At 51.6% G+C, this 24145-nt stretch carries 29 protein-coding genes; 18 read left to right on the plus strand and 11 right to left on the minus strand.

Features of this window, described 5'->3' with window-relative positions; genetic code table 11:
* Positions 1–253: 253 nt before the first annotated feature.
* Positions 254–676, minus strand: a complete 423-nt coding sequence (locus VK694_02975; protein HTE57682.1) for a hypothetical protein — start codon at positions 674–676, stop codon at positions 254–256.
* A gap of 97 nt (positions 677–773) precedes the next feature.
* Here VK694_02975 and VK694_02980 point away from each other — a divergent pair, with 97 nt between their 5' ends.
* Positions 774–1667, plus strand: coding sequence for a rhodanese-related sulfurtransferase (locus VK694_02980; GenBank protein ID HTE57683.1), 894 nt, complete (start codon positions 774–776; stop codon positions 1665–1667).
* Here the strand turns inward: VK694_02980 and VK694_02985 are convergent.
* Entirely contained in the window at positions 1624–2523 is a 900-nt protein-coding gene (locus tag VK694_02985) for a YegS/Rv2252/BmrU family lipid kinase (protein ID HTE57684.1), read from the minus strand. The two genes, VK694_02980 and VK694_02985, sit on opposite strands and share 44 nt — an antisense overlap.
* Positions 2524–2808: 285 nt before the next feature.
* Here VK694_02985 and VK694_02990 point away from each other — a divergent pair, with 285 nt between their 5' ends.
* From VK694_02990 to secG, 7 genes are all read left to right on the plus strand, one after another.
* The gene (locus VK694_02990) at positions 2809–3342 is read left to right on the plus strand and encodes an HAD-IA family hydrolase (protein HTE57685.1); all 534 of its coding nucleotides are present in this window, start codon (positions 2809–2811) and stop codon (positions 3340–3342) included.
* Entirely contained in the window at positions 3335–4849 is a 1515-nt protein-coding gene (locus VK694_02995; protein HTE57686.1) for an excinuclease ABC subunit UvrC, read from the plus strand. The genes VK694_02990 and VK694_02995 overlap by 8 nt, the downstream gene beginning before the upstream one ends.
* 147 nt (positions 4850–4996) lie before the next feature.
* A complete protein-coding gene (locus tag VK694_03000) occupies positions 4997–5857 on the plus strand; it encodes a hypothetical protein (protein ID HTE57687.1) in 861 nt (286 codons plus the stop codon).
* A gap of 259 nt (positions 5858–6116) precedes the next feature.
* Entirely contained in the window at positions 6117–6806 is a 690-nt protein-coding gene (locus VK694_03005) for an SGNH/GDSL hydrolase family protein (GenBank protein ID HTE57688.1), read from the plus strand.
* A 207-nt stretch (positions 6807–7013) separates the two neighbouring features.
* Positions 7014–8237: a Xaa-Pro aminopeptidase gene (locus tag VK694_03010; protein ID HTE57689.1), complete on the plus strand. Its 1224-nt coding sequence runs from the start codon at positions 7014–7016 to the stop codon at positions 8235–8237.
* Between the two features lie 43 nt (positions 8238–8280).
* The gene (locus VK694_03015) at positions 8281–8646 is read left to right on the plus strand and encodes a phage holin family protein (protein ID HTE57690.1); all 366 of its coding nucleotides are present in this window, start codon (positions 8281–8283) and stop codon (positions 8644–8646) included.
* A 10-nt stretch (positions 8647–8656) separates the two neighbouring features.
* Positions 8657–8866 carry a preprotein translocase subunit SecG gene (gene secG, locus VK694_03020; GenBank protein HTE57691.1) on the plus strand — a complete coding sequence of 70 codons (210 nt, stop codon included), beginning with the start codon at positions 8657–8659 and terminating at the stop codon, positions 8864–8866.
* A 43-nt stretch (positions 8867–8909) separates the two neighbouring features.
* On the opposite strand, the gene VK694_03025 is transcribed toward secG, so the two are convergent.
* Positions 8910–9725 (minus strand): hypothetical protein, encoded by an 816-nt coding sequence (locus VK694_03025; GenBank protein HTE57692.1) that lies wholly within the window; start codon positions 9723–9725, stop codon positions 8910–8912.
* A 98-nt stretch (positions 9726–9823) separates the two neighbouring features.
* Between VK694_03025 and VK694_03030 the strand changes: the two genes are divergently transcribed.
* Entirely contained in the window at positions 9824–11602 is a 1779-nt protein-coding gene (locus tag VK694_03030; protein ID HTE57693.1) for a peptide ABC transporter substrate-binding protein, read from the plus strand.
* A gap of 11 nt (positions 11603–11613) precedes the next feature.
* Here the strand turns inward: VK694_03030 and VK694_03035 are convergent, their stop codons facing one another.
* The 3 genes from VK694_03035 to VK694_03045 form a co-directional block, all read right to left on the minus strand.
* Positions 11614–12378 (minus strand): slipin family protein, encoded by a 765-nt coding sequence (locus tag VK694_03035; protein ID HTE57694.1) that lies wholly within the window; start codon positions 12376–12378, stop codon positions 11614–11616.
* Between the two features lie 61 nt (positions 12379–12439).
* Positions 12440–12955, minus strand: coding sequence for a chromate transporter (locus VK694_03040; protein ID HTE57695.1), 516 nt, complete (start codon positions 12953–12955; stop codon positions 12440–12442).
* A complete protein-coding gene (locus VK694_03045; protein ID HTE57696.1) occupies positions 12948–13508 on the minus strand; it encodes a chromate transporter in 561 nt (186 codons plus the stop codon). The genes VK694_03040 and VK694_03045 overlap by 8 nt, the downstream gene beginning before the upstream one ends.
* Positions 13509–13705: 197 nt before the next feature.
* Between VK694_03045 and VK694_03050 the strand changes: the two genes are divergently transcribed.
* Genes VK694_03050 through VK694_03060 form a run of 3 tightly spaced genes read left to right on the plus strand, consistent with a single transcriptional unit; the run spans position 13706 to position 14980 of the window.
* Complete coding sequence (locus tag VK694_03050) at positions 13706–14392, plus strand: hypothetical protein (protein ID HTE57697.1); 687 nt, start codon at positions 13706–13708, stop codon at positions 14390–14392.
* A gap of 31 nt (positions 14393–14423) precedes the next feature.
* A complete protein-coding gene (locus tag VK694_03055) occupies positions 14424–14612 on the plus strand; it encodes a hypothetical protein (GenBank protein ID HTE57698.1) in 189 nt (62 codons plus the stop codon).
* 5 nt (positions 14613–14617) lie between these two features.
* The gene (locus tag VK694_03060; GenBank protein HTE57699.1) at positions 14618–14980 is read left to right on the plus strand and encodes a hypothetical protein; all 363 of its coding nucleotides are present in this window, start codon (positions 14618–14620) and stop codon (positions 14978–14980) included.
* A 7-nt stretch (positions 14981–14987) separates the two neighbouring features.
* Here the strand turns inward: VK694_03060 and VK694_03065 are convergent, their stop codons facing one another.
* On the minus strand, positions 14988–15191 hold the full coding sequence (locus tag VK694_03065; GenBank protein ID HTE57700.1) for a hypothetical protein: 204 nt from the start codon (positions 15189–15191) through the stop codon (positions 14988–14990).
* 129 nt (positions 15192–15320) lie between these two features.
* On the opposite strand from VK694_03065, the gene VK694_03070 reads away from it, so the two are divergent.
* Both VK694_03070 and VK694_03075 read left to right on the plus strand, forming a co-directional pair.
* Positions 15321–16718 carry a PQQ-dependent sugar dehydrogenase gene (locus VK694_03070; protein HTE57701.1) on the plus strand — a complete coding sequence of 466 codons (1398 nt, stop codon included), beginning with the start codon at positions 15321–15323 and terminating at the stop codon, positions 16716–16718.
* A 65-nt stretch (positions 16719–16783) separates the two neighbouring features.
* Positions 16784–17926, plus strand: a complete 1143-nt coding sequence (locus VK694_03075) for an IMP dehydrogenase (protein HTE57702.1) — start codon at positions 16784–16786, stop codon at positions 17924–17926.
* Between the two features lie 6 nt (positions 17927–17932).
* On the opposite strand, the gene VK694_03080 is transcribed toward VK694_03075, so the two are convergent.
* The 3 genes from VK694_03080 to VK694_03090 form a co-directional block, all read right to left on the minus strand.
* Complete coding sequence (locus VK694_03080; GenBank protein HTE57703.1) at positions 17933–18979, minus strand: Ig-like domain-containing protein; 1047 nt, start codon at positions 18977–18979, stop codon at positions 17933–17935.
* Between the two features lie 54 nt (positions 18980–19033).
* Positions 19034–19438 (minus strand): hypothetical protein, encoded by a 405-nt coding sequence (locus VK694_03085; protein HTE57704.1) that lies wholly within the window; start codon positions 19436–19438, stop codon positions 19034–19036.
* 222 nt (positions 19439–19660) lie between these two features.
* Positions 19661–20224, minus strand: coding sequence for a hypothetical protein (locus VK694_03090; protein ID HTE57705.1), 564 nt, complete (start codon positions 20222–20224; stop codon positions 19661–19663).
* A 192-nt stretch (positions 20225–20416) separates the two neighbouring features.
* Between VK694_03090 and VK694_03095 the strand changes: the two genes are divergently transcribed.
* The 4 genes from VK694_03095 (at position 20417) to VK694_03110 (ending at position 23081) form a co-directional block, all read left to right on the plus strand.
* Complete coding sequence (locus VK694_03095) at positions 20417–20875, plus strand: hypothetical protein (protein ID HTE57706.1); 459 nt, start codon at positions 20417–20419, stop codon at positions 20873–20875.
* 100 nt (positions 20876–20975) lie between these two features.
* Positions 20976–21431 carry a peptidoglycan-binding domain-containing protein gene (locus tag VK694_03100; GenBank protein ID HTE57707.1) on the plus strand — a complete coding sequence of 152 codons (456 nt, stop codon included), beginning with the start codon at positions 20976–20978 and terminating at the stop codon, positions 21429–21431.
* Positions 21432–21711: 280 nt separating this feature from the next.
* Positions 21712–22602: a hypothetical protein gene (locus VK694_03105; GenBank protein HTE57708.1), complete on the plus strand. Its 891-nt coding sequence runs from the start codon at positions 21712–21714 to the stop codon at positions 22600–22602.
* A gap of 11 nt (positions 22603–22613) precedes the next feature.
* Positions 22614–23081, plus strand: coding sequence for an NUDIX domain-containing protein (locus tag VK694_03110; GenBank protein ID HTE57709.1), 468 nt, complete (start codon positions 22614–22616; stop codon positions 23079–23081).
* Positions 23082–23451: 370 nt separating this feature from the next.
* Here VK694_03110 and VK694_03115 read toward each other — a convergent pair whose 3' ends face one another.
* The gene (locus tag VK694_03115) at positions 23452–23853 is read right to left on the minus strand and encodes a hypothetical protein (protein ID HTE57710.1); all 402 of its coding nucleotides are present in this window, start codon (positions 23851–23853) and stop codon (positions 23452–23454) included.
* Positions 23854–24145: the final 292 nt, after the last annotated feature.

The following is a 24145-nucleotide window of genomic DNA, read 5'->3' on the forward strand; positions in this document are numbered from 1 at the left end:
CAAATAGTCTTACGCCTAAGTGTAGACGAACTAGTATTATTGTTTGTGATTTTTGTCTCTTCTGTACTATTGAATCGGCTCGTCCGATCCAAGGGCCCAGGTGGTAATATCCATTCTGCGCCAAAATTGCTATTTTTGGCTGCAAATCACCAGGATTTTCGCTCAAAAATTATCAATTCTGGCATCAGAAGCGAATTGCCACCTGGATCCTAGCAAATAGCGGATTGATCTAGTCAATCATAATAGAAAGGAATTATACGCCAGTGCCAGCAGTATTGCCAAGTGGAATTCTCAGACTCCCGCGATCAATTGGTGCTGGGGGATTTTCTACGACTACGTTGTAAGTGGCCCGGTCCGTGACCGCCAGATGCCCCAGTGCTGGACATACCGGGACGCCTCTTTTCAGGATGAGAAGATGCCTTTCCTGGTAGATGTCAGGCTCGTTGCAGGCGTCTATCTTTTCGGTCAATGATTCGGCTGTCTCGTATCCAGGTCGAATAGGTAGCGAGGCATTGCGGTCTTCGTCTACAAGTACACCCGCCAACCTGACATCTGCCACGTTTATATTCCCCGAAAGTATTCCCCGAACGGCTATACCGTAGGGCGAGAATATGGCTTCTTCTAGCTCGTCACAGGCGTCACCTCGCAAGGGACAGGTTTCGCATAATCTGGACATGGACGCTCCTTTATATAGAAGTAATGTATTTACTATATATTCTTTTGCGTGTAGGACAAGCTAGAGTAGAGCGCTGGCCTCTGTTATACTGGTGCTGATGCAAAAAATTGTCTTGTATTACAAATTTGTACCAGTGGCTGATCCGGCCATGACCATGCGCTGGCAGCGCGAGCTATGCACTCGCCTGGGCCTGAAAGGCCGAGTGCTTATTTCTGTGCACGGCATCAATGGCACGCTGGGTGGTGGTATTGAGGCACTGCGTCAGTATAAGCGCGAGATGAACAAATCAGTGATCTTCAAGGGTATTACTTACAAGTGGAGCGACGGCACCAACCAAGATTTTCCAAAACTGCAGGTCAAGGTAAAAGACGAGATTGTAAACTTCCAGGCCGCTGACGAGATTGTGGTAACCGAAAAAGGCATAGCAAACGGTGGTAAGCACCTCAAACCTAAGCAGGTGCACGAGCTGCTGAAAGAGCGCGGAGATGATGTGGTGTTCTTTGACGGCCGCAACAAGTTCGAAGCAGAGATCGGCAAGTTCAAGAACGCAGTGGTGCCGGACGTAGAGACCTCGCGCGATTTTGCCAAAGAGTTGGAAAACCCTAAATATAACGACATCAAAGACAAGCCGGTGGTCACTTATTGTACCGGTGGCATCAGGTGCGAGATCTTGAGCGCCATGATGAAAAATCGCGGCTTCAAAGAGGTCTATCAACTAGACGGCGGTATCGTAAAATACGGCGAGGCCTACAAAGACGAAGGCGAATGGGAAGGCAAGCTGCATATTTTTGATGGCCGCATGGTGACGCAGTTTAGTGATCAGGCAAAGGACATTGGTGTCTGTATTCACTGCCAGGGCAACACCAGCAACTACATTAACTGTGCCAACAAGCAGTGCAACAAGCTAGTGCTCGTCTGTCAGGATTGCACCGCTGATGACCTTTGCGCTACTTGCCTGGACGCTTCGATGGTGGTGCCAGCACCCGAATAGCATCCTTCAGGACGCGGATATGCGCCGGGGTTGTGGTGATGATCTCGCCGTCTGCCTGAAGGGGTTGGTCGGGCTTGGTCCGGATGGTGGCTTTTTTGGCATAGATAAAGTGCACGCCAGCGCGTTTTTCGGGGCGGCGCGTGATAAATCCAAAGGCATCTTTCAGATATTCAACCCTGTTCAGGCTGGTGCTGTAGGCTATGGTTAGGCTGTCATCGTAGGCTGAAGTGCCATGGTCTACAACCGCTAAGCCGCGGTGACGCCCATTGCCAATGAGCAAGTGGTGGGTCTGAAATGAAGCCTTCTTGCCATTGGCTTCTACCTCGCACCAGAAGGGTTCGTGCCGGGCCAATTCGCGTACCCCGCTGACAGCATAGGCAAACGAGCCAAGATACCGCTTGACCTTGTCTGTCACATTGTCGACGACTTGTACTGGATAGCCTAGGTCCGCAAAGTTGGCGAACAAGGTGTCGTTGATTCGTCCAAGCGAGGCATGTCTTTCGTGTTGCTTGGACAATACGGACAAGGAACGTTTGATCATGACGGGAATGCCAAGGCTCCGTACAAATCCGTTAGTAGTCCCAAGGGGAATGAAGCCATACAGCATATTTTTTTGTTTTTTCAGGGCATTTAGTACGGCCACTATGGTGCCGTCGCCACTGCCGACAATAACGCAGTCAATGTCTTTGGCGGCTTGCAGTTTTTTGAGTGCATCCTTAAACCGTGATAAATCTTCTACGACAATAAAATCCTGAACGTCGAACGGACTGCCTGGCTTGGCAAAGAATTTTTTGACGAGCTTGATATTTTGGGCCGCCAAACGTGAATGGCTGTTTATGAAAACAATCGTACGCATGAGATAATCTAAGTGTACTATGAAACCTTTTCATAGAAGAACCACACCAAACAGGCCACAATCTTCGCACTTGGATGCTCAGTGCCTTTTCTCTGCGAGAACCGGACCGACAGGTCGGCACCCAAAACGTGGCAAAGCCACGTTATTGGCTTACCGTTCACGAATTAGCCGTGCCAATAGCACGGTGAAGGGAGGATCACAGCAGAAAAAGGTGCTGAGCGCCAAGAACACCGGCGGGCTTCTGGCCTTGCCAGAAGGCAGGCCGGTGTGGTGCGGAGTTGTGGAATGAAGAAGTTGAAACGAGAGGCTACTACCCCCAAATTTGTACCCGACTTTATAGCACAGTCAGTTACTGATGTGGATTTTGCGGCGCTTAAAGACATGGGCGTCGAGTATATTGCCTTTGACGCTGACAGTACGCTAGTAAACTATCGTGGCAAGGAACTTCCCAGGGAGTCTCGCGATTTTCTGCGACAGAATCGTAACCTATTTAAAGACTGGTGCATTGCCAGTAACCGGGTGACAAATGATCTTCAGCCATTGGCCGACAGCATCGACGCCCATGTGATACGAGCTACTTTGTTTACGCGTAAACCCAACCAACGGTTCTTTACCAGAGTGGTCAGGCTGTTCAATGCCGAACCCCACAAGATTGCCATGATAGGAGACAAACTGATTGCCGATATGTTTGGTGCCAAGCGTGCTGGGTTTGTAACCGTATGGGTCGAATATATCGGCCGGGACAGCGCGCATGACCGGCTGCTGAGGGTTCGAAAATTTGAAAAACATCTGATGAAACGTTATATGGAAAATGAATAAAACCCTAGAGACTAAGTTAAAAGATCTGCCAAAAGACCCCGGTGTGTATTTTCATAAGAATGCCGCGGGCGAGATTATTTATGTGGGCAAAGCTGCCAATCTCAAAAATCGGGTACGTCAGTATTTTCAAAAGAGCCGTGGCCGCGACCCAAAGACGGAAGTGTTAGTGGTCGACATCGTCGACACCGACTGGATGGTGGTAGAGAGCGAACTAGAGGCGCTGTTCTTAGAAGCCGAGATGATTCGTCGCTATATGCCGCGTTATAACATTTTGTTGCGTGACGACAAATCTATGTCGTACATCCGCATAGATTACGACAGCGACTACCCAACAGTCACCACCACTCGCCGGCCCTTAGACGACGGCGCTCGGTATTTTGGGCCATACCTGAGCACGCAGAGCGTACGCCAAGCCCTGAAGTTTTTGCGCCATATTTTTCCGTTTGCTACCAAGCGTACGCCAGGACAAAAACGGGCCACGCTGCACTACCATCTGGGGCTGGATCCGGGGCTAGAAGAAGGCAAGACCAGCCTAGAAGAGTACCGAGCTAACTTACGCAAGCTGATGGCCATCATAGAGGGCAAGCGTAAAAGCATAGAAAAAGAGCTAGAGGGCGACATGAAACGCCTGGCCAGGGCCCAGGATTTTGAGGGGGCTGCTCATGTACGCAACCAGTTGCTGGCACTGCAGCGCTTGAGCAAGCAAGTAATTTTTAGCGACAAAGAATTCCTGGATATTAGCAAAGACCACGCCCTGGGGGAATTGGTAGACCTCCTTGGTCTCAAAGATTACCCGCGGCGCATAGAGGGGTACGATATCAGCCACATGTCTGGCACAGACGTTGTGGCCAGTATGGTGGTCTTTACCAATGGCGTCAGCAACAAGGGCGAATATCGCAAATTCAAAACCAAAAAAGATCACAACAACGACTTTTATAATATGCACGAAACTATTACTCGGCGCTTGAGCGATCGTAACCGCAAAGCCTGGGGGCTGCCCAGTTTGGTGCTGATAGACGGCGGCAAGGGACAGCTGGATGCCGCCACTCGCGCCCGGGACGAAGCCGGATGTCCAAAGATTCCATTTATAGGGTTGGCCAAGCGCGAAGAACAGATTGTCATAAAAAGGGATTTCTCTAACGTTACGCTGGATCTGGAAGTGCTGCAAAAACTAGGTGGCTTTGTGACCGAGAGCGACGATTTTATTCTGGTTAATGTGCCGCACTCTAGTAATCTTACGAAGTTACTGCAACGGATTCGCGACGAATCACATCGTTTTGCTGTCAGCTATCACTCGATTCTAAAGACCAAGCGACAGACAGCAAGCTTGTTAGACGATATCCCCAGCATTGGTCCTGCTACTCGCAAAAAACTATTGAAAACCTTTGGCAGTGTGCGCGGCATCACGCAAGCGCGTGATTTTGAATTAGAGAAAGTAGTGGGCACCAAAAAAGCGGCCATTCTAAGGCAGTACATTCATGCCCAAAAGCGCTCGGATAGTCTGTAGCACTTAGACGGAATTTTTATATTTGTGGTTATGCTTTTTCTGATATAGTGGCTGCCACGCTCAAATGAGCGAGATCGTTATCGGCACTAGACTACGGAAGGAGGACCCATCATGAATGGGTCTTTGACATCTCTGAGATCCCGCATCTTGGCACTGCTGCTGGCAGTGTTCATGACGGCGGGATTTGTCGTCGTTGCCGTTCCCGGCACGGCTTCGGCCGGCGACGGGCGTTCGGCGACCCCCGAGGGTGAGATCCGGGCGCAGTACATCCACAGCTTGGACCGCCAGCCGGACCAGGGTGGCTATGACAACTACATGTGGTTCGTCCGTGAGGACTGCCGCTGGGGCATCATGGACGCTTCGTTCAAGATCGCCAACAGCGCCGAGGCCCACCAGCGGTGGCACGACAACCCCCAGGACCTCGCCGGCATGTTGTACGCCAGCCTGCTGGACCGCGCCCCTGACCCCGGTGGCCTGCAGACCTACACCGAGGCCATCCGCACCCGTGGGCTGGAGTGGGCCACGGCGTCCATGCTGGCTTCGCCCGAGTACGAGACCCGGCTGGGCAGCCTCTGTGCAGGCAGGCAGTCGTCCAGCGCAACCATGTTCACCTGGGAAGAGGCCCAGGCCTTCGTGGACAACGAGATCCTGCCGCGCGCCAAGGACCTGGCCATCGTGTGCGGCGCGACCCACGGGACTATGGTGTCCTTGGGGGCGCTGAAGGGCAGTGGCAACTTCGCCGTGTCGTTCGTGGGCATGTCCGCGTGGCTGGCCAACCAGTTCAACAGCATGTTCAGCATCGACCGCACCTGTGGCGCAGTCGCGCAGTACCTGCTGGCAGCGCGCCGGATCAACCAGATCACCCTGCAGGGCGATCGCTACAACCCGGTGTTCATCCAGGCCGAGAGCGGCCAGCACCGCTGGTTGACCACCGTGTTCGACGACTTCACGCTGCGGATCGGTCCCGACCCGACCCATTGGGATCCGTACTCCGGTTCCCATTTCTAGGGGTGAACCCGTAGGCCCCAGAACCTATCCAAAATCTCCAGTTCCGTACCAAAACCACCCATTCCGGTGACAATCCGCCCTGGCCCGCCAGCCGTAACTACGGTTACGCCAGACGAACCAGAACGAATTCTCCCTCGAAATGGATTGATTTTGGCTACGAAAGCGAGATCTTGGATAGGCCCTTAACCGATCGTGCCTGGCGAAATGTAGCGCATTTCGCCAGGCACTCTAACTTTTATAGCCATGTATAATAAAGGCCATGCTACGAGTGGGTGGGATTATCCTATGTTTTTTGCTGATCGTCTGGTCGGCAAAAGTGATAGTGTTGGCTCTCAGTGTCAACCGCTACGCTGCCCACTGGCGCCAAACGGCCGGTCTGCCCCAGGAAAACCAGATACGGTACATTGCGCTGGGTGATTCGACGGCCCAGGCCATAGGTGCCAGTAAGCCAACGAAAGGATATGTTGGTTTGGTGGCGGGGGCATTATCCCAAAAACACAAAGCTTCGGTACACGTTACCAACATCAGTGTTAGCGGTGCGACCGTCCGGGATGCGCTAGAGAAGCAGCTGCCCCAGTTGCAATATATGCTGACCACGCCTGCCACCGTCCTCACCATAGAGATTGGCGCCAATGACATGAAAAACTACCACCAGCAGGAATTTGGCAGCCAGATTGACCAGCTTTTTTCACAGTTGCCAAAGCAGACGGTGGTGTCGACCATTCCCTATTTTGGCCACGGCCGCTACTGGCGCTTAGAGAAAAATGTGCGTCCGGCAAATGCCATCATCGAAAAGGCCGCCAAGCACTATGGTTTGCGAGTGGCGCCGCTGTATGACGTGACAAAGCAGCGAGACAATCCACTCGTCTACGCGGCTGATTACTTTCATCCAAGCAACAGGGGTTATCGCAACTGGTTCGACGCCTTTTGGCTGATATTGGATTCCTAAGCTGTTATACCGATAGCCAGCCTACTACAAACTTCGCCTCCTACCCAGTGTCTCAGCGGCCAGAAACTCCCATACCTCGCTCAACGTATCAACGGATATGCCTCACTCGGTCTGAAAGCTTCTGACTCACTGAGGCATCTGGCTAAAAGACGAGGTTTGTAGTACGCTGGCTATGACTGTTCGTCAAGGGAGACAGGGGAGACTTTTATGAGACCCGAATTTACTTCGGAATTCTTTCGGCAGAATCGTGAGCGACTACGGACACTCTTTACGGGGACTGCGCCTATTATTTTGACTGCCAATGGGCAGATGCAGCGTAATGGTGATACGGCCTTTCCGTTTCGTCAGGACAGTAACTTCTGGTACCTGACTGGCATAGAAGAGTCCGACGCTATTTTGGTTATGGACAAAAACAAAGAGTACATTATATTGCCCGAGCGCGAAGAGTGGCGCAATACGTTTGACGGAGCGGTGAGTACCGAAAGGCTTTCACATATTTCTGGCATAGCTGACATACTGACTGATAAAACCGGTTGGAAGCAGCTGGCTCACCGACTCAAAAAAGTGCGACACGTCGCAACACTGTCTGCACCACCTGCCTACGTTGACCACTACAACCTGTACACCAATCCGGCACGAGCTCGCCTGCTGGCCCGCCTCAAAGTTGAAGCCGGCGAAGAGCTGGAGCTGCTAGACTTGCGCCCGCATTTGGCACGCATGCGATCAGTCAAGCAGCCTATTGAACTTGAGGCCATGCAGCATGCTATGGATATTACTATTGAAGGACTCAAGCTGATCTACAAAAAGCGCCAAAAATATGAATACGAACGAGACATACATGCTGACCTTACTGCTCTGTTTATCAAAAAGGGTGCCAAGCATGCGTATCCTCCCATTATTGCTACGGGTGCCGGGACGGCTACGGTGCACTATTCGGCGAACGATCAAGCCATCGACCCTTCCGGACTATTGCTCATGGACGTCGGGGCCGAAGTATCTGGTTATGCGGCGGATATTTCTCGAACCTACGCACTGAGCGAACCGAGTAAGCGTCAAAGGGCCGTGTACGATGCGGTTGTGGAGGTCTATGATTATGCTTCCTCGCTCTTAAAGCCAGGCGTTGTGTATCGGGAATACGAAGGACAGGTAGAGCACTTTATGGGCGAAAAACTGCGCGAGCTTGGGCTGATTAAGCTGATAGAAAAAGAAGAGGTGCGCAAGTTTTACCCCCACTATACCTCGCACTTTTTGGGACTTGAGACACATGATATCTACGATCCGGATAGACCATTTGAGCCGGGCATGGTGTTGACCATAGAGCCCGGTATTTACATCCCGGCAGAGGGAATTGGCGTGCGCATAGAAGACGATGTGCTGATCACCTCTAACGGTATAGAGAACCTAACCAAAAAGATACCCCTTACGCTTTAACCACAAGCATTTTGCCCATGGCTTTGTTACAATGGAGGGTAATATGCAGAAAGGACCAGTGAGCCGGTTTTTTATTCGTTGGTTTGTGTGCGGGCTGGGGCTATGGATTGCTGCAGGTCTGCTGGGGGAGCGCATCAACTACGATAGCCGTATAGGCGTCATTATCTTGGCGGGCCTTATCTTGGCGCTGGTAAACGCTATTATCAAGCCCATTGTCGTTATTTTATCTCTGCCGGCTATCTTGTTTAGCCTGGGGCTGTTCATGATTGTGATCAACGGTTTCATGGTTTATTTGGTAGGGTGGCTGTATCCTCAGCTCGAAATTGCCTCTTTTGGGACGGCTATGGTTGCCGGCCTGGTGATTGGCCTGGTAAACTACCTGGTATCCACCATCTTAGAGGAGAGATAAATTTCTGTTTATGAGCATCTACAACTACATTACGATTGGGTCCATGGTTGCGCTGACCATTCTTGTTCTTATGCAAACTCGGGGCGCTTCACTGGGCGCAGGCCTTGGCGGAGGCGGCGAGGTTAACACCGTGCGCCGTGGATCTGACCGCACCATCCACCAGATAACAATCGTCTTAGCTTTTGTTTTCGCCGGCTCTATTATCCTGGGAATCGTTTAAGGACAAATCCCAAGTCATAAACACTAGTACCAGTAGTTTGGCGCTAGTGTTGTTCTAAGGTTTTTAGATCCTCAGGCACGCCATAGAATGCTGCGGGTTTATTACACAGCTTCGCCCACATTTGATCATATAAAGAATAGTGCCACTCCTCTGTAGGGTTGTTTGCCATGGCAACTCCACCCACGGATTCAGAGGTCAAGATATTGTAAAGCACTCTGCGGGCGTACAGGGCTTTTTCGAATTTCTTGTCTTCTAGGGCATGCTTTTCGAGGTAATCGGTAAAGATAGCATCTTTGCCAAATTCGGCAGGGCCTCGCCCCACGTCCAGGCGCTCGCCGCCAACCACCTTTAGGTTCAGGTCTACTGCGCCGCCAGTAAAATGTGGTGGCATGGAAGTTTTAGACCATTCGGGGTAGGCTACTACGTGCTTGCGGCGCTCTTTGATTTGTTCTTCGGACCAGTTGGGGTGCTGCCTCTTCAGCAGATTGGGCAGAAGTTCGTCGTGTATAAGGGCGATGAGCTCTGGCGAACGAAAGCCGTCTCCGATATAGAGCTCGAGCGTCCCACCAAATATCTCTTTCAGCTCTGTTGCTTGGCGCAGAAACTCATTAGTGGCAGCTAGCTTCTTGGCAACAGACTTGCGTACAAATATATGTGGGCTCACTCCGGGTACTGGATCGCCCGTGACATTATTCTCCCTACTATAATAGCTGACTCCCCCTAGTCCGTAGTCTTTGATAGAAACAAGTGGTTCAGTATAGAATGGGCTATTTGTGTCAATTGGGTGGTCTCGGTAGTCAAGCTTACGCTTACGTTGGCCGTCCAGATTGGGGATAGGGGCGAGTAGGTCGATCTTCATACTCTGCCATTATCGCATAGGTTATCTTAGCAAACTGCCTGGTTGGGGTTCTTAAGGCTCAGGTTTCCCCTGCATAAGTGCTAAAATAGTGAAAGTTTATGATTGATCGTACTACCAAATTGCGCTGGCGCCGACGCGTGCGCCAGCGCCGACGCCAGGTCGAAGACATAGGTATCCAGGCCGAAGAACAGCTAGAAGAGCATTTCTTTAAGCGGCTGAGTCGTCTGACGGATGTACGACGGTTTGTGGTCAGTTGGGTTCTCCTGGTCACGCTTCTTATTATTGGATCAGTCACGCAGCTCCGGGGCCTGAGCCAATACTACCAAAAGCTTGCCCCAGCCCCAGGGGGTACTTATACAGAAGGCGTTATTGGTAGCTTTACCACCGCTAACCCTCTGTATGCTACTACTGCGGCCGATGCGGCTGCGGCTCGTCTGGTGTTCTCTGGACTGTTCAAGTACGACCAAAACAACCAACTAACCGGCGACTTGGCCAAGCGTCTGGACGTCGACGAACGGGGCAACCGCTTTACTATAACGCTGCGCGACAATGTGAAATGGCACGACGGTCATCCGCTGACATCGGCAGACGTGCTGTACACCTATAAGATCATCCAAAATCCTGATGCTAAGTCACCACTGTTCAATAGCTGGAAAGGCATCACTGTAGAGGCACCCACAGAGAAGACGATCGTCTTTACACTACCCAATGTTCTGGCGTCTTTCCCGACGGGCCTCACCAATGGCATCGTTCCCAAGCACCTTCTAGAATCAACCCAGCCGGGGCAGTTGCGCACCATACGATTCAATACCATGGCCCCCGTTGGGTCGGGTCCGTTCAGGTGGGAGGCGCTGGAAGTAGCCGGCGAGACCCAGGAGAACCGCGAAGAGCGTATTGGGCTGATCCCGAACGAACTGTATTATCACGGTGTTCCACAGCTGGATCATTTTATTCTGAGGACATTTCGGTCCGAGGAACAGATGCTGGACAGCTTCCGCGGCGGTGAGCTAACGGCTATGTCTGGTCTGACCAGCTTGCCGGACAACGTGCGTTCTTCTGAAACCATAGAACATAACATTCCGCTGACTGGTGAAGTTATGGTGTTCTTCAAAAATACTATCGAGCCCTTCAATGACCCTATTGTGCGTAAAGCGCTAGTGTTGGCTGTAGATGTTGCGTCTGCTACCAAAGACCTAGAGTATCCGGTTATCTTGGCCAAGGCACCATTGCTGGCGTCGCAGCTGGGCTATGACAAAACGCTCACGCAGCTGCCCTATGATACTGATACGGCCAGTAAACTCCTCGATGCCAGCGGCTGGGTAAAGGGTCCAGATGGTATACGGTCTAAAGCCGGCAAGGTGCTGAGTTTCCAGCTATCGGCCCAGAGTACTAGTGAATACACGGCCGTAACGGGCTATCTGCAAAAGGCTTGGCGGGATATTGGGGTTGATGCTCAGGTCATGTTGCAGTCTGATGCTGACGTGCAGGGCATTGTCAGCCGCCACGACTACGAGGCTGTGCTGTACGGTATCTCGCTGGGAACTGATCCCGATGTATTTGCATATTGGCATAGTTCGCAGGCCGACCCTCGTGCACCGAGCCGTCTGAACTTATCAGAATATATCTCTACCGGAGCCGACAAAGCGCTAGAGGCAGGCCGCACTCGCTCGGACGCCGCCATACGTGCCAGCAAATACCGTCCGTTTCTAGAGGCGTGGCGGAGCGATGCACCAGCACTAGCCTTGTACCAACCACGTTTCTTGTATGTGACACATGGTGACGTTGCAGGCTTTGCACCCAAAGTGCTCAACACACCGACTGACCGCTTCAACGCTATAGAAGGCTGGACTATCCGCCAGCAAAAAGTCAGCAAATAAACTTTTCTTGCTTACTTTATGGCTTCTTTGGTCATGAAGTCTTTGACGCTGGCAACGGTGTCCATGAACTGGCTGGGGAAGATAATAGTACTGTTCTTTTCTACGGCTATCTCGTTTAGTACCTGGAGGTTGCGGAGTTGCAGGGCGATAGGATGCTGGGCAATGATGTCAGCCGCTTCACCCAGTTTGGCGGCGCTTTGGGCCTCACCCTCGGCGGCGATAATCTTGGCCCGCTTTTCGCGCTCGGCCTCGGCCTCTTTGGCCATGGCCCGCTGCATGCTGTCTGGCAGTTGGATGTCTTTGAGTTCGACGGTGCTGACGTAGATGCCCCATTTTTCTGTGGCGTTGTCTAGGATACCCTTGATGGCTTCGTTAATCTTGGCGGTGTTACTGAGTACTTCGTCCAGTGTGCTCTGGCCAACAATATTGCGCACGGTGGTTTGAGCAATCTGATAGGTGGCATTCATAACGTTAGCAATCTCTACGATAGATTTGGTAGCGTCGGTGACGTTGTAGTAGGCAACGGCCGCAACATCTATGGATACGTTGTCTCTGGTGATAATCTTTTGCGAGTCTACGGGCAGGGTGATGATGCGTATATCAACTTTTCGCATCTGGTCTACCACGGGAATGATCAGCCTGAGTCCGGGCTGTTTAATGTCCGGGCGTACTCTGCCTAGGCGAAACACCACACCACGTTCGTATTGGTTGATGAGCCGCAACCCCGTGACTACCAAAAAGCCGATGACCATTAGCAGAAAGACTAAAAACCCCATAGTATACTCCATTGTTACTTATGCCAAAAACTATACCACGAACCCATTTCATATCTATGCTCTAGACCCATATTCCTAGTATGCCGCCGACAGCCATGACTAGCAGGGGGTTGGCCTTCCATTTGGCGATGGCTAGAAACGACCCAGCGCCGATACAGACAAGCCACAGGCTAGACGAGAAGTCGGGAGGCAGCAGGTGGATAGCCGTAACGGCTACAACGCCCGGCGCCGCCAGACTGACGCCTTTTACAAAATATTGGACATGGGGGTGGTCGGCAACGCTGCTTAAATATTTGGCGGCCAGCAAGGACAGTATCCATGGCGCGATATAAATACCCAGCGCACCCACTCCAAACCCTGCAATGCCGCCCACCCGGTAGCCCATAAATGCAGCAGCGCCGTTGGCAGCCGGGCCAGGCGTGGCATAGCCAAAAGCCAATACCGCAGACAGGTCAATGGCTGTTATCCAGTGAGTCTGCACTACCCCGACCTGGTAGAAAAAGGCCGGCCCACCCCCACCAAAAGTGATCAGGCTAATGGTCACCATGTTTATGAAAAGATGCAGTAGTTCACCCATGGGCTTTTCGCTCCTTGGTATTCCAGAAAGACAGCAAGGCGGCTGTCGCGCCAAATACAAAAACGATAATCACCGGGTTACACCCCATCCACCGGATTGTGGCTGATGTAAATATCAGCATCCACATCCAGGGGTGGCTGACATGTTTCTTGCCAATTCGGTAGGCGTTGGCCAGCATGACGCCGCCCAGTGCAGCGCTGACTCCGCCTAAATGCTCTAGCGCTTGCGAGCCTTGCAAGAACCGGAAATACACCACAGAAAATACCAAGAACAATATCAAAGCTGGTGTCACGTATGACGCTACGGCGACACAAGCGCCCCGGACTCCCCTGAGCTGGTAGCCGATGTTGGACACGATTTGTATCTGCGTAGCTCCTGGCAAAATTTGGGCGTATGCAACGGCCGTGTGGACCTGGCGCTTTGTCAGCTCCTTGGTGTCGGCAAACTCTTTTTCTAATAACAAGGCCGTGGTGGACCAGCCACCAAAAGCAGTGGCCCCGACTTTTAGAAAAGTCCGAACCAAACCTCCATACCGAATAGGCTGTGTTTTCATGTGTCATAACCCCAAAGTCTCTTGTTTGTGTTTTGTAAGAGGCCGCTGATCATTATATGCCGCAGGGGCCGCTGCAAAAAGCCGAATAATTCATAAATAGATTCACAAGAGAGCGGAGCAATGTTGGACCGGGCTCCATAGCCCCTCGAAGCATAAGAAGCGGTACAATACAGTCTGAAGTAAGGAGACTAGGAGATATGGCCGAGAGAGCCGAGTACGTTGGGTGGGACGATATCGTGGACACCAGCTTAGAAGCCGGGGCTTCTAAGCTTGGCAGGTTGGTGGCGGCGGACTTGGTACCGCCGACATTTGTTGACCTTCCCGGGGTTGTGGCGCCCGTAAGTATTGTGGCAGCCGCAAGTGACAGAAGTGTCAGCTACATTATTTCCGATGCAATGAGCATGAACCTGACGGAGATGGCTCACACCTTCGAGATCCTGACAGAGGAAGATCTAGAGGACTTCCCGCGGCTGAGGCGGGGCTCCGAACGGTTCGCCCGCCCCTTAGCATATGGTGACATGAGCGAAATAGGTTCTGATCTCCTCCTGAACGAAGCGTTCGAAATAAACCCATTCCTGCGTGGCCGAGGAGCTGGTGTGGCTTTGCACGAGAGCTTGGTCCGGGTTGCGGGTAACCTCGGCTTTAAGTTTTTAACAGGGCATCAGGACAATGCGGGGAGTCTTCGCTTTTTTCTGAACCGCGGCCGCTACAGCCTGACCGACATTAGGGATGACAGGCTGCACGAGTTTGATTGTGTGAAAGCGCCGCTTTTTAGAGCGCCGGATCTGGACTTCTTTACCATAAAGTTTTTGCAGCCAGACGACATCGCCCAGTACGTGAAGCCAGATAAAATAAGGGAGCCAGTGGCTCTTCGGGAAGATTGACGTATTTGTTGTTAAATGTTAAAATATACTAATGATTGTGATACCCGATACGGGTGAGCTAAGGTTTCAGGCTGAGCGTGCTGACGCTGACCTGTTGACGACCCTAGCTGATCCCATGGTCCGCTGGGGTGGAATCGAGCGCATTCGCCAAATACACAATATCTTGCGCGATCGTCGGCCGGATATTCTAGAAGAAAGCCCCTTGGGGGCAAGGAGTTGAAGGCGGTGCGAACCGAAGCAGCTACTCGGTACTTGGTTGCCGAGCATGGGTTGCGCCTGGAAGATGGCGTGCTGTTTTCGGCAGATCGTCTCCATGCCGCCAATGCCCTTACATCGGCATGGGTGCTTTCCGGCGGACGGGGCGCAGAGACAACCCTGCCCAGCACTGGTGCGGCCCTGGTCGTAGAATACGCTTTCCGTGGACCCGAAGGGGAGCCTCAGGCTGAGTTGGGGTCCGAGATTATCACACCGGCAGGGCTGTCGATTCATGCTGCCTTTATGGGCGAGCAACCCTTGGCTCGTGTTCCCATGAATGTTGACCATGCTATCGCCGCCAGTCGCCAGATACTCGATTTCTATGCCGCCTAGATGGCGGTCAAATCTTAAGCAGTTCGAAAACTCTGTGAATGAGAAAGCCTGGCCATGCGACTGCCTTGAGAAGCGCGGCAACAACGTTCCAAAACCCATCTGCTCGCTGTACAAAATAAACTGCTGCCCCAATGTAGGTCATCAGAAACACGCCGCCGAGTGGCCCGTTTTTGTGAATAATGTTTACTTTTTTGGTGTCTTCTTTTGCCATAACCAACCCCTTTATTTATGTGCTTAATTATACGCCACCTGTGAGCTCCGGGAGCAACGCGGACTGTAACTACTATGTCCGGCAGACGCTCGTGCCAGATTTGTGATACTGTATATGCATAAATTGTCTATGAAAAAGCTTAACCGACTTAAGCGCTGGTTTGTACAAAGCCCCAAGCACATACGCGTGTTGTTCATCGCCGTTTTTGCCGGAATAGGGCTGGCTACGCTGCTGGTGACTAACGCCGCCACACCCACCGCTTCGATTGATCTCTGTGAAAATACACCACTCGAGGGCAATGCCTTTATTGGTCATGATCATCCCAATACGTCGTGTGGTCACTATGTGTCATTTGGACTGAATCCACCCACCAATGTCAGCACCTCGCTTACCCTCACGGCGTCGGGCATTGTGGCACCTATTGATATTTCCAATACGCGAGTAGCCGGCGATAACAGGCTATTTATTACCAGCCAGCGTGGCAAGATTCATGTGTCCAACAAAGATGGCTCTAATGTGGCCAACGCAGTGTTCTTGGACCTGAGCTCCCGAATTGTTACTGGTGGAGAGCAGGGTTTGTTGGGCCTGGCATTTGACCCTAACTACGCCCAAAACGGTTATTTCTACGTAAACTATATCGTCAATAGCAATCGAGGCACCTTTAACGGGCAGGCTATTAGTGCTGGCGATACGGTCATCTCACGGTTTACTCGGAGCAGCGGTAACCCCAACGTTGCAGATCCTAATTCTGAGCTGGTAATTCTGGGCTATGACCAGCCAGAAGAGAATCATAACGGTGGTGGCCTGCAGTTTGGTCCAGATGGATTCTTGTATATTGCCACTGGTGACGGTGGTGGCTCTAACGATGGTCACGGGCAGCACTGCGTCTATGGCAACGGGCAGTGTCTGAGCACCTATCTTGCCAAAATTCTGCGCATCGACGTCGCAGGAGCCACTGCCGCCCAACGGTACAAAATACCTGCCGGTAACCCCTTTGCAAGTACTCCTGGTGCCAAGCCCGAGATTTGGCACTACGGTCTGCGCAATCCGTGGCGCTTTAGCTTTGACCGTACCACAGGCGATATGCTGATCGGCGACGTTGGTCAGGGCGAATGGGAAGAGATCGACTTTTCGGCAGCCGGTGTAGGCGGCAAGAACTTTGGCTGGCGTTGCCGCGAGGGCGCGCACCCATTCAACGCCCAAGACAATCCCAATTGCAGTAACGTCAACGCCTTTACCAATCCCATTTATGAGTACAGTCACGGCAACGGCTGCTCGGTAAGCGGTGGCTATATCTATCGCGGCACCCAACATCCAGAATTCCAGGGGACTTATATCTTTAGCGATTACTGCAACAGCACACTCCGCTACCTCACCAAGAAAGCAGATGGTACCTGGGGTCTGACGCAGACGATCAACGCCGGTATTTCCGAAGAAGGCCTGAGTAGCTTTGGCGAAGACGTCGGAGGCGAACTATATCTGGCGATTCTCTCCGGCAACGTCTACCGTATAGACGTCAGCCACTAGCCAGAAGCGTCCACGATTTGCATAAGGATTTTGACAGGCTTTGTCAAACAAGGCTAGAATACCTTATGGAACAATTTACTCTAGCTCTCACGTTTGACGATGTATTGCTCAGGCCACGCTACTCGGGGTTTGAACGGTCAGAGATTGATCTCTCGACCCAGCTAACAAGAAATATTCAGCTTCATGCGCCGCTGATAGCTGCTCCTATGGACACGGTCGTTGAGAGCGAATTAGCGATTGCATTGGGTACACAGGGCGGGATTGGATTTGTGCACCGCAATTTGGCAATTCCGCAGCAAGCAGCTGAAGTCAAAAAAATAAAAGCCGCGGGGTTACTGGCTGGTGCGGCTGTTGGCTCTAGCCCGGGTTACGAGGAGCGTGTCAGGCAACTGGTACGGGCGAGTGTCGATGTGTTGATCGTAGACTCGGCACATGGACACGCGCAGCGGGTTATTTTGGCGGTGCATTATATTAAAAAACATTTTGATGTAGATGTCATAGCCGGTAGCGTTGCAACAACTGAAGGTGCCAAGGCACTCATAGAGGCTGGCGCAGACGGACTGCGCGTTGGGATGGGGCCAGGGGCGATTTGCTCGACACGAATTATTTCGGGCATGGGTGTCCCGCAGCTGACGGCGATTTTGGATACAGCTAAAGTAGCGTATCGATACGGCGTACCGATAATCGCTGACGGCGGCATTACTTATTCTGGCGATATCGTCAAAGCCTTGGCTGCTGGTGCTTCTGGTGTGATGATGGGCCGAATTTTTGCAGCCACCATAGAGGCACCCGGCAAAACCGTCAAACTGGCGCCACATGAAGTACCGGCTCGCTTTCGCAGTATTGTCAACGGTGCTAAAGAATATACGTTCAAAGAATATCGCGGTATGGGCTCGGTCGCGGCTATGAAGAAGGGTCTCGCTATTAGCTCCGAAGACGAGTTCCATGGCAAAAGCTACAAAGACGATGTGTTGATTGCTGAGGGCGTAGAAGGTTTGGTGCCGTGCACTGGCAGTGTGGAGGCGTTGGTGTCGCAACTGCTCGGTGGCTTACGCTCCGGTTTTTATTACACGGGCGCTCAGTCTATTGCGGAGTTGTGGGAAACTGCCCAGTTTACTCGCATCACCCAAGCCAGCTTAAGCGAAAGCCATCCACATGACCTGTATGTGACCTACGGCGGCGAAAACTACCAACCAACAGATGTGTAATTCTATTTAGGTGCCGTACTTGGAGGCCAACAGGCTCAGGTCTAGCACGTTGACCCGGCCGTCGCTGTTGATGTCTGAGCGACCTAGGTTGGCGCCTTGTTGGCCGTACCTGGATGCAAAGATGCTGAGGTCCAGGATGTTTACCTTGGTGTCTTGATTGATATCTTCTGCGCGGAAAGTAGGCGCGGGTGTAGGCGGCGGGGTCGGAGGAGGCGTAGGTGTAGGAGTTGGTGTGGGTGTTGGGGGAGGCGTAGGCGGCGGCGTTGGGGGTGGAGTGGGCGCTTGATTCGAAACAGTCACACTTACGGCGGCACTGGTGGCAACGTTGCCCTCGGCGTCATAGGCTTTGGCGGTCAGGCTGTGTACTCCGTTGCTCACCGAAGTGGTGTTCCAGCTGATAGTGAAGGGGCTGGCCGCATCCTCTAAGATAAGTTGATTGCCTCTAAAGAATTCAACGCGCGTTACGCCTTGAGCATCGGTGGCATTGGCGGTGAGGGCGACGGTGCCAGAAACGGTCTGGCCATTTGTGGGAGCGGTCAGAGACACGGTGGGCGGAGTGGTATCCAGTGGGGGCGTGGCACAGTTGTCTCCCAGCCCAGTGGGTACACAGCCGGAATCAGCCGTAAATACAACCCTATCCAGTCTCATGCCTGTTTCTCTGCCAACCATGCGAATGGTGTGATTGCCGGCGGTCAGGTTAACGGTGATCTTGGAATTGGTGTTGCCGTCACGATGATTTACCCATGTCCAGGTGTTGGTGGGCAGGGTGTTGTCCCCCACAACTACACCGCAGGTGGTGTCGTCGATCTCTAAATAATACGAATTGTTGGTGGCGTCTGGTGCACTGACTCGACTCCAGATGGTGTAGGTAGCGGTGGCCGGCAGCGAAACGGTTTGGGTAGCCGATCCATTAGGGGTGGGCAGGGTGGCGCAAGCTGCCGAAGACCGCTGGACAAATCCCAAAATCAGCACAAGGGCAACCAACCCTGACAAGGCGGCCAGAAGAAGGTTAAAATATTTAGCGCGAACTACCGAAGCGTAATGTGTCTGCATGAGCGGCATATAACTTCTCTTCAGATTACTTTTAACGCTGACTGCTGTCAAACGTTAAAGGCTGGTGGTCTCTACTATCTGGCACCGAAAGCCTTCTATATTTACGGTCGACCAGGTTTCGATGCCATCTTCACTGGCTTTGTCGTAGCCAAATTTATTGCCGCGGCGGGTAAAGTACTCGCTGTAGTCGTCGAAACCAAGGCTCTTGCTTACTTTGTATATGACCGAAGTGCCTTTGTGGCATTTCTCTAAACTGGCTCCCACAGGGGGAATCGCATTGTGTGGAATGTTCTGCTTGGCCTGGCCGTATGCCCTGAGCGCTCCTCTTGGTGTCGACGAGAATAAGGTGCCCGCCAAATACAGATAGATCAAAAGAGCCACCATGCCAATTGCCAGACCGGCTATGCCCCAAAGCAGCATAAGCCTGCGCTTGGCAAACGGGCGTTTAGCATTTTTCATTACTATCAGCATAGCAAGGTCCGGTACGGAACCAACCAAATTTAACGCTTTTCGTCCTTTTGGACTCGTCAGTTCTGACCATATCAGAAGAAGCGTTTGGCATGAAGTAAGGTATGGTTTGATGATCTAAAAGATCAAAAGATCAAAAGATGAGGTCCCTCCTCATCACCCTACTTCATGGCCTAGTCGTGGCTAGGACTTTTCCCAAGGTCTTGTCCCGGATCAGTTGGTGCTTGCGTCGGTCGACTCGTCGCCAGGAACCAGGCGCAGAGGGGTAACAGGTGCCAGCGGACGCGGCTGTTGGGCCGGCGACGGTGCGGACACGCGCCCGGGGAACGAGCCATCGCGGAGCGCGAACAACGTGTTCAGGACAAAGCCGACGTAGAAGCCGACCGCTGTCAGCGCGATGCGCGTGGTGTCAGGGGTGTCGATGCCCACGTAGTGGTAGTCCTGCTGGAACGACCAGATGAACATCTCCGTTATGCCGATACCGAAGGCCAAGCCGAACAGAGAGAGCCAGATCGAGTTGCGCCAATGGGAGAGGGAATCCCCCAAGGAGTGCTTGCCCTCTGCGAGGGTGACCAAGCTCGTGAGTCCACCGGCCAGAATGGCTGCAGCCGTGGTGCAAGCCACCAGCCCAGCCGGACTCTTGATGGTTCCGAGGCCGAAGGGCCAGATGATCACCATGACCATCACGGGGGCGATCAAGACCTCTGCGGTCTTGCGCATGTTGCGCCAGCCGCTCGGTGTGATCACAACATCCAGGGCGTGCCGGATGTTTGACATGTTTAGCGTCCTTTCACGGGACAACTTGGGAACTTCCTGGTTTTTGGTCGAGTGGGAAGTACACTTACCAATATTATAACATATTTCTTTTATAATACGATATCTGCAACGGATTGCACGCCCTTCATTTATCTGTAGATTGACCAAGCAGTGGATAGTTACCTACACTTATACAAAAGATTAAGGGGAATTATGCACAAAACGTCACTGGGGTATGTAGCTGTTATCGGTCGGATTAGATTCAGCGTTGATCCGTGGTACTTACGGAAGATTCCAGTGCGGGCCGCTGCTGCGGTTGGCTTTTTGTACTTCACTGGGTCACTTATAGGCGTTTTGGCTGGTGGGCCCATTAGTTTTTATGCACCAATTGGCGGGATCTTGGCAGCTCTTGCAGTGTTTGTGCACCAGACGGTCGAACTGTGGGGAGGCATGTTGTTTCGCCGGCGTCTGCGAGCGGCTGGACGGCGTGGCCAGGTGCTATTTGTGCCCGGCCAACTTGTCCAAGAGATAGCGCGTATATATGAAGAGCGTGATAAGCCATTGCCCCTCAGGCTGTCGGATGCCCAAAAAACTACGCTGCGTACAGCAGTAGAAAGCTATCACAAGAGTGGTATGAGTCCAAAACTGCAACGGATGCTTGAGTCTCTTTAACGTTTATTAAAAATCAAAAGTGTTATGAGAAAAAACTAATATGACAACTACAAAAAGCAAGAGAGGATAGGTGAAGAAAGCTTAACTACGGGGTATTAAGATGTTTAAATCCTTATCTACTAAGTTCTACAAATCCGCGGTAGCGGTCGTTGCGCTTGCTTTTGCGACTGCAGCCATATCTGCACCCGGCAAAGCAGCAGCCCATGGCTTGCCACCGTGTAGTCCGCCCCAGCCGTGCTCACCAACTATTATGCAGTGCGAAGCGTATCGGCCCATTCTTCAGCTCTGGGTGCAGAATCAAAAGCTGTGTGTTGCGGCTTTGCAGGGTTTTATACACAATCTCGCCGCCCACTACTATACGGGGCCTATAGACGGCAAATTCGGTAAGGGAACCTACTATGCAGTACAAGCTTTTCAGGACGATGCCACTATTGGCCTGGAGGCTGATGGCATTGTCGGAACACAAACCTGGAACTATATTGATTTTCTTTGTAATTTTAGTAATGAAAACAGCACACCCTGGTACGCTTGCCGAACTGATTTCATCATGGTCTAGAAACCTGCCTTGACAGACCATATAAAAACCTGACACTAGGCCAGGTTTTTATATGGTGCACTACATCGACTGTCGTGGAACACTACCTATGACAGCATTTGCTGATAACGAGAAGCTACTCGAACTCGACTGCACAACCAGTGAAGCACTTGCGAGGGCTACAACAACTAGGTAAAAGGTAAATATTACATTGGTATGTTAGCAGGACTATCATACACTATATATGGTGCTAGAGCTTATGGGCAAAAACCTTAAATAAACACAAACTACGGAGAAAGAGATGAAAGATGTGGGCACCAATACCCCGTCAATTTTTAATAGCCAGCGACTACTGTTTGACCGAGCTATGCCAACTCCCAAGACCCATACTGGGACTGTAACCGATGACTACTATACACATGGCTGGACGGTTATTGACGACATACCCAATGCGCAAACAGCTCTGGCGACTCAGCAAGCCTTTATCCATAGCATTGATTCAGGTAAAGTCACTTTGCACGCTCGTTTTCAATCGCGCATACGACTTGCTAAGGCCGATCAGATACCAGTGTGTGATGACATAGTGGCCACCAGCTTTCAAGTATTGCATTTTGACATGGGACAACCATTAGTGGAAAGCAACAGTCAGTTGCTTGTAACCCATGTTGGCATTTATCTGCCGAAAACTACCCTGCATATGGTTACAGCCCGCACACGGCTCGTAGAACTTAGTGGCTTATTGGAGGGCCTGTGCTTGACGCCTCTAGAAATCGAGAATCGGATTGTGCGGTATGTCCGTAAGTATGGTGATGGCTGGGCTAATCACAACACACTTCGTCTCGCATGTTTCGCAAGGTTTATTGACGCCCTGCATGACACGCATGAGCTCGAGAAAGAAATAGACAAAACCGTTGGCCAGTGGTTTCAGACCGATAAGCAGCTGAACGAAGGTAGTGCATACGAGCAAGAGCAAGACTTTTACAAACGCCACGGAGTGGAACTGACAAAAGTCGAGCGTCAGATTGCCCTTAAACCTGGTCAGTTATTGATACTTGATAACACGCGAGTTATACATGGCCGAATCGGCAAACGAAAAACGAAAGAACTTTATAATTTCATGTTTGGCATAGAGTCGACAATGTACGATGATATTGCGGCATTACGAAGACAGATTGCTGAGCTTGTTGCTTAAGGAGCCAACTTATGACTGACGCCACTTACTTCCAATATTGCCCGAAACAAATAGTTTTCTCGAAAGACAAAACAAAGGTGTTGCTGGCTCAACGAAAAGACGAGCAGGATTACAATGGCATCTTCAGCTTCATTGGCGGCAAGACCGAAATCACGGACGAGTCGCTGCTGGCCGGATTAAAGCGCGAAAAGGATGAAGAAATTGGAGTTGATGCCAAACTGAACATCTGCTGGACCATGAGTTGCTTTCAGGAGCTCTACCGAAAAAAGGACGGCAAAAGCATGGTTTTGCCTCATCATGTAGCCATCTTTCAACGTGGCGAGATAAGTCTGAACGGCAACGAATACGCCCAATACAAGTGGGTACCTGTCAATGAAGTTGAGTTCTTCCAGCCAGCGATACGTACCACTTGGCCGGCGGTACAGGCTGCGTTACGGCTGCTACCGCTACTCAATAGTGATGATTTCGCAGAAATTTAGAAACCCATCTACTCTTTGTAATTTTTCATATTGCATGGTCACTTCCACAAGATAGCCGCTATGCTCGCCTTATTATTTTGGAGAGAGAGGACTTGGTCACGCAAGCACGCCCCCAGAACTTTCACGATTGGCAACCAGTTGCCATCGGAAAGTTCCCTTGCGGACAGCCACTGGCTGTCCTCACCTATCGGTTCAAGTCCTCCGGCTACAAAACAACAGGACGACCACTAAAGGGTCGCCCAGTTGTTTTGGTGCGCCAATGCGCCGTTAGATGGAACCCAATTTATGACAGTATTTTGCTGATGTATCAAAAGTTAGTCGATCTTGGCTTTCAATATCGGGGTGGAGAAATATTTACTGAGATAAAGTCTTACGAAACTGAAGCTTCAGCAAACAAGGATTGATATCGCGCTATGAGATCAGAGAAAGTTACGATACCCTCAGCCGCGACTTTTCGTTGCTTATCTAGCGCGGAGTCGTATTTTTCGGCCAGCTCCCGGTTGCGTGTAACATTTGCTTCTGTTGTCGGGGGCAATCCATCAGTCGGAGATTCTACGACAACCACCTCAATGTCTTCTCCTCGGAAGAGCCGGACAGCAATGAGGTTATGGCCGTCAATGGCAACGAGTTTGCCTTTCTCGTCTTTGCGGACGAGAGGAGTAGGTGGTAAATTGTCAGCATTACCCTCATGCAAACACGCAAAAATAAATCTTACAGTTCTTTCCTTCAGAAAATCCTGTGATGGGGCAATTTGTTCAGGTGATACAAGCATGAAGCCAGTGTATCAGAACCAAAGAGGACTTGAACCAAATAACAGATACAAAACAAAAAGACGCCAGCAAGCCGGTCGTCTTCTTATCTGTAAAACTATTTTGGTGCGCGAGAGAGGACTTGGTCACCTCTGGCGACCCCGCAACTTCATGGCGGCAAGCACGCTTGCCCCAGAAGATTGCCTTGCGACATGCCACAGGCATGTCTCACCTCCACGCCTTTTTGGGTGAAGGTTCGAGGCCCTGTGAACCAATTTAAAAAGCCTACCCTTGGCAGGCTTCTCAAATTGGTGC

This window comes from Verrucomicrobiia bacterium (genome assembly GCA_035489575.1).
Classification (GTDB): Bacteria; Patescibacteriota; Saccharimonadia; order Saccharimonadales; family JAGQNK01; genus DATHJY01.

Bases quoted from the DNA above. Each gene is read 5' to 3' on its own strand.
- VK694_03045 (HTE57696.1), bottom strand. From the start codon at position 13,508: ATGAAAACACAGCCTATTCGGTATGGAGGTTTGGTTCGGACTTTTCTA.
- VK694_02990 (HTE57685.1), top strand. From the start codon at position 2,809: ATGAAGAAGTTGAAACGAGAGGCTACTACCCCCAAATTTGTACCCGAC.
- VK694_02985 (HTE57684.1), bottom strand. From the start codon at position 2,523: ATGCGTACGATTGTTTTCATAAACAGCCATTCACGTTTGGCGGCCCAA.
- VK694_03040 (HTE57695.1), bottom strand. From the start codon at position 12,955: ATGGGTGAACTACTGCATCTTTTCATAAACATGGTGACCATTAGCCTG.
- VK694_03010 (HTE57689.1), top strand. From the start codon at position 7,014: ATGAGACCCGAATTTACTTCGGAATTCTTTCGGCAGAATCGTGAGCGA.
- secG (HTE57691.1), top strand. From the start codon at position 8,657: ATGAGCATCTACAACTACATTACGATTGGGTCCATGGTTGCGCTGACC.
- VK694_03110 (HTE57709.1), top strand. From the start codon at position 22,614: ATGACTGACGCCACTTACTTCCAATATTGCCCGAAACAAATAGTTTTC.
- VK694_03080 (HTE57703.1), bottom strand. From the start codon at position 18,979: ATGCAGACACATTACGCTTCGGTAGTTCGCGCTAAATATTTTAACCTT.
- VK694_03050 (HTE57697.1), top strand. From the start codon at position 13,706: ATGGCCGAGAGAGCCGAGTACGTTGGGTGGGACGATATCGTGGACACC.
- VK694_02995 (HTE57686.1), top strand. From the start codon at position 3,335: ATGAATAAAACCCTAGAGACTAAGTTAAAAGATCTGCCAAAAGACCCC.
- VK694_03090 (HTE57705.1), bottom strand. From the start codon at position 20,224: ATGTCAAACATCCGGCACGCCCTGGATGTTGTGATCACACCGAGCGGC.
- VK694_03095 (HTE57706.1), top strand. From the start codon at position 20,417: ATGCACAAAACGTCACTGGGGTATGTAGCTGTTATCGGTCGGATTAGA.
- VK694_03025 (HTE57692.1), bottom strand. From the start codon at position 9,725: ATGAAGATCGACCTACTCGCCCCTATCCCCAATCTGGACGGCCAACGT.
- VK694_03015 (HTE57690.1), top strand. From the start codon at position 8,281: ATGCAGAAAGGACCAGTGAGCCGGTTTTTTATTCGTTGGTTTGTGTGC.
- VK694_03085 (HTE57704.1), bottom strand. From the start codon at position 19,438: ATGAAAAATGCTAAACGCCCGTTTGCCAAGCGCAGGCTTATGCTGCTT.
- VK694_03100 (HTE57707.1), top strand. From the start codon at position 20,976: ATGTTTAAATCCTTATCTACTAAGTTCTACAAATCCGCGGTAGCGGTC.
- VK694_02980 (HTE57683.1), top strand. From the start codon at position 774: ATGCAAAAAATTGTCTTGTATTACAAATTTGTACCAGTGGCTGATCCG.
- VK694_03005 (HTE57688.1), top strand. From the start codon at position 6,117: ATGCTACGAGTGGGTGGGATTATCCTATGTTTTTTGCTGATCGTCTGG.
- VK694_03030 (HTE57693.1), top strand. From the start codon at position 9,824: ATGATTGATCGTACTACCAAATTGCGCTGGCGCCGACGCGTGCGCCAG.
- VK694_03105 (HTE57708.1), top strand. From the start codon at position 21,712: ATGAAAGATGTGGGCACCAATACCCCGTCAATTTTTAATAGCCAGCGA.
- VK694_03035 (HTE57694.1), bottom strand. From the start codon at position 12,378: ATGGGGTTTTTAGTCTTTCTGCTAATGGTCATCGGCTTTTTGGTAGTC.
- VK694_03055 (HTE57698.1), top strand. From the start codon at position 14,424: ATGATTGTGATACCCGATACGGGTGAGCTAAGGTTTCAGGCTGAGCGT.
- VK694_02975 (HTE57682.1), bottom strand. From the start codon at position 676: ATGTCCAGATTATGCGAAACCTGTCCCTTGCGAGGTGACGCCTGTGAC.
- VK694_03075 (HTE57702.1), top strand. From the start codon at position 16,784: ATGGAACAATTTACTCTAGCTCTCACGTTTGACGATGTATTGCTCAGG.
- VK694_03070 (HTE57701.1), top strand. From the start codon at position 15,321: ATGAAAAAGCTTAACCGACTTAAGCGCTGGTTTGTACAAAGCCCCAAG.
- VK694_03065 (HTE57700.1), bottom strand. From the start codon at position 15,191: ATGGCAAAAGAAGACACCAAAAAAGTAAACATTATTCACAAAAACGGG.
- VK694_03115 (HTE57710.1), bottom strand. From the start codon at position 23,853: ATGCTTGTATCACCTGAACAAATTGCCCCATCACAGGATTTTCTGAAG.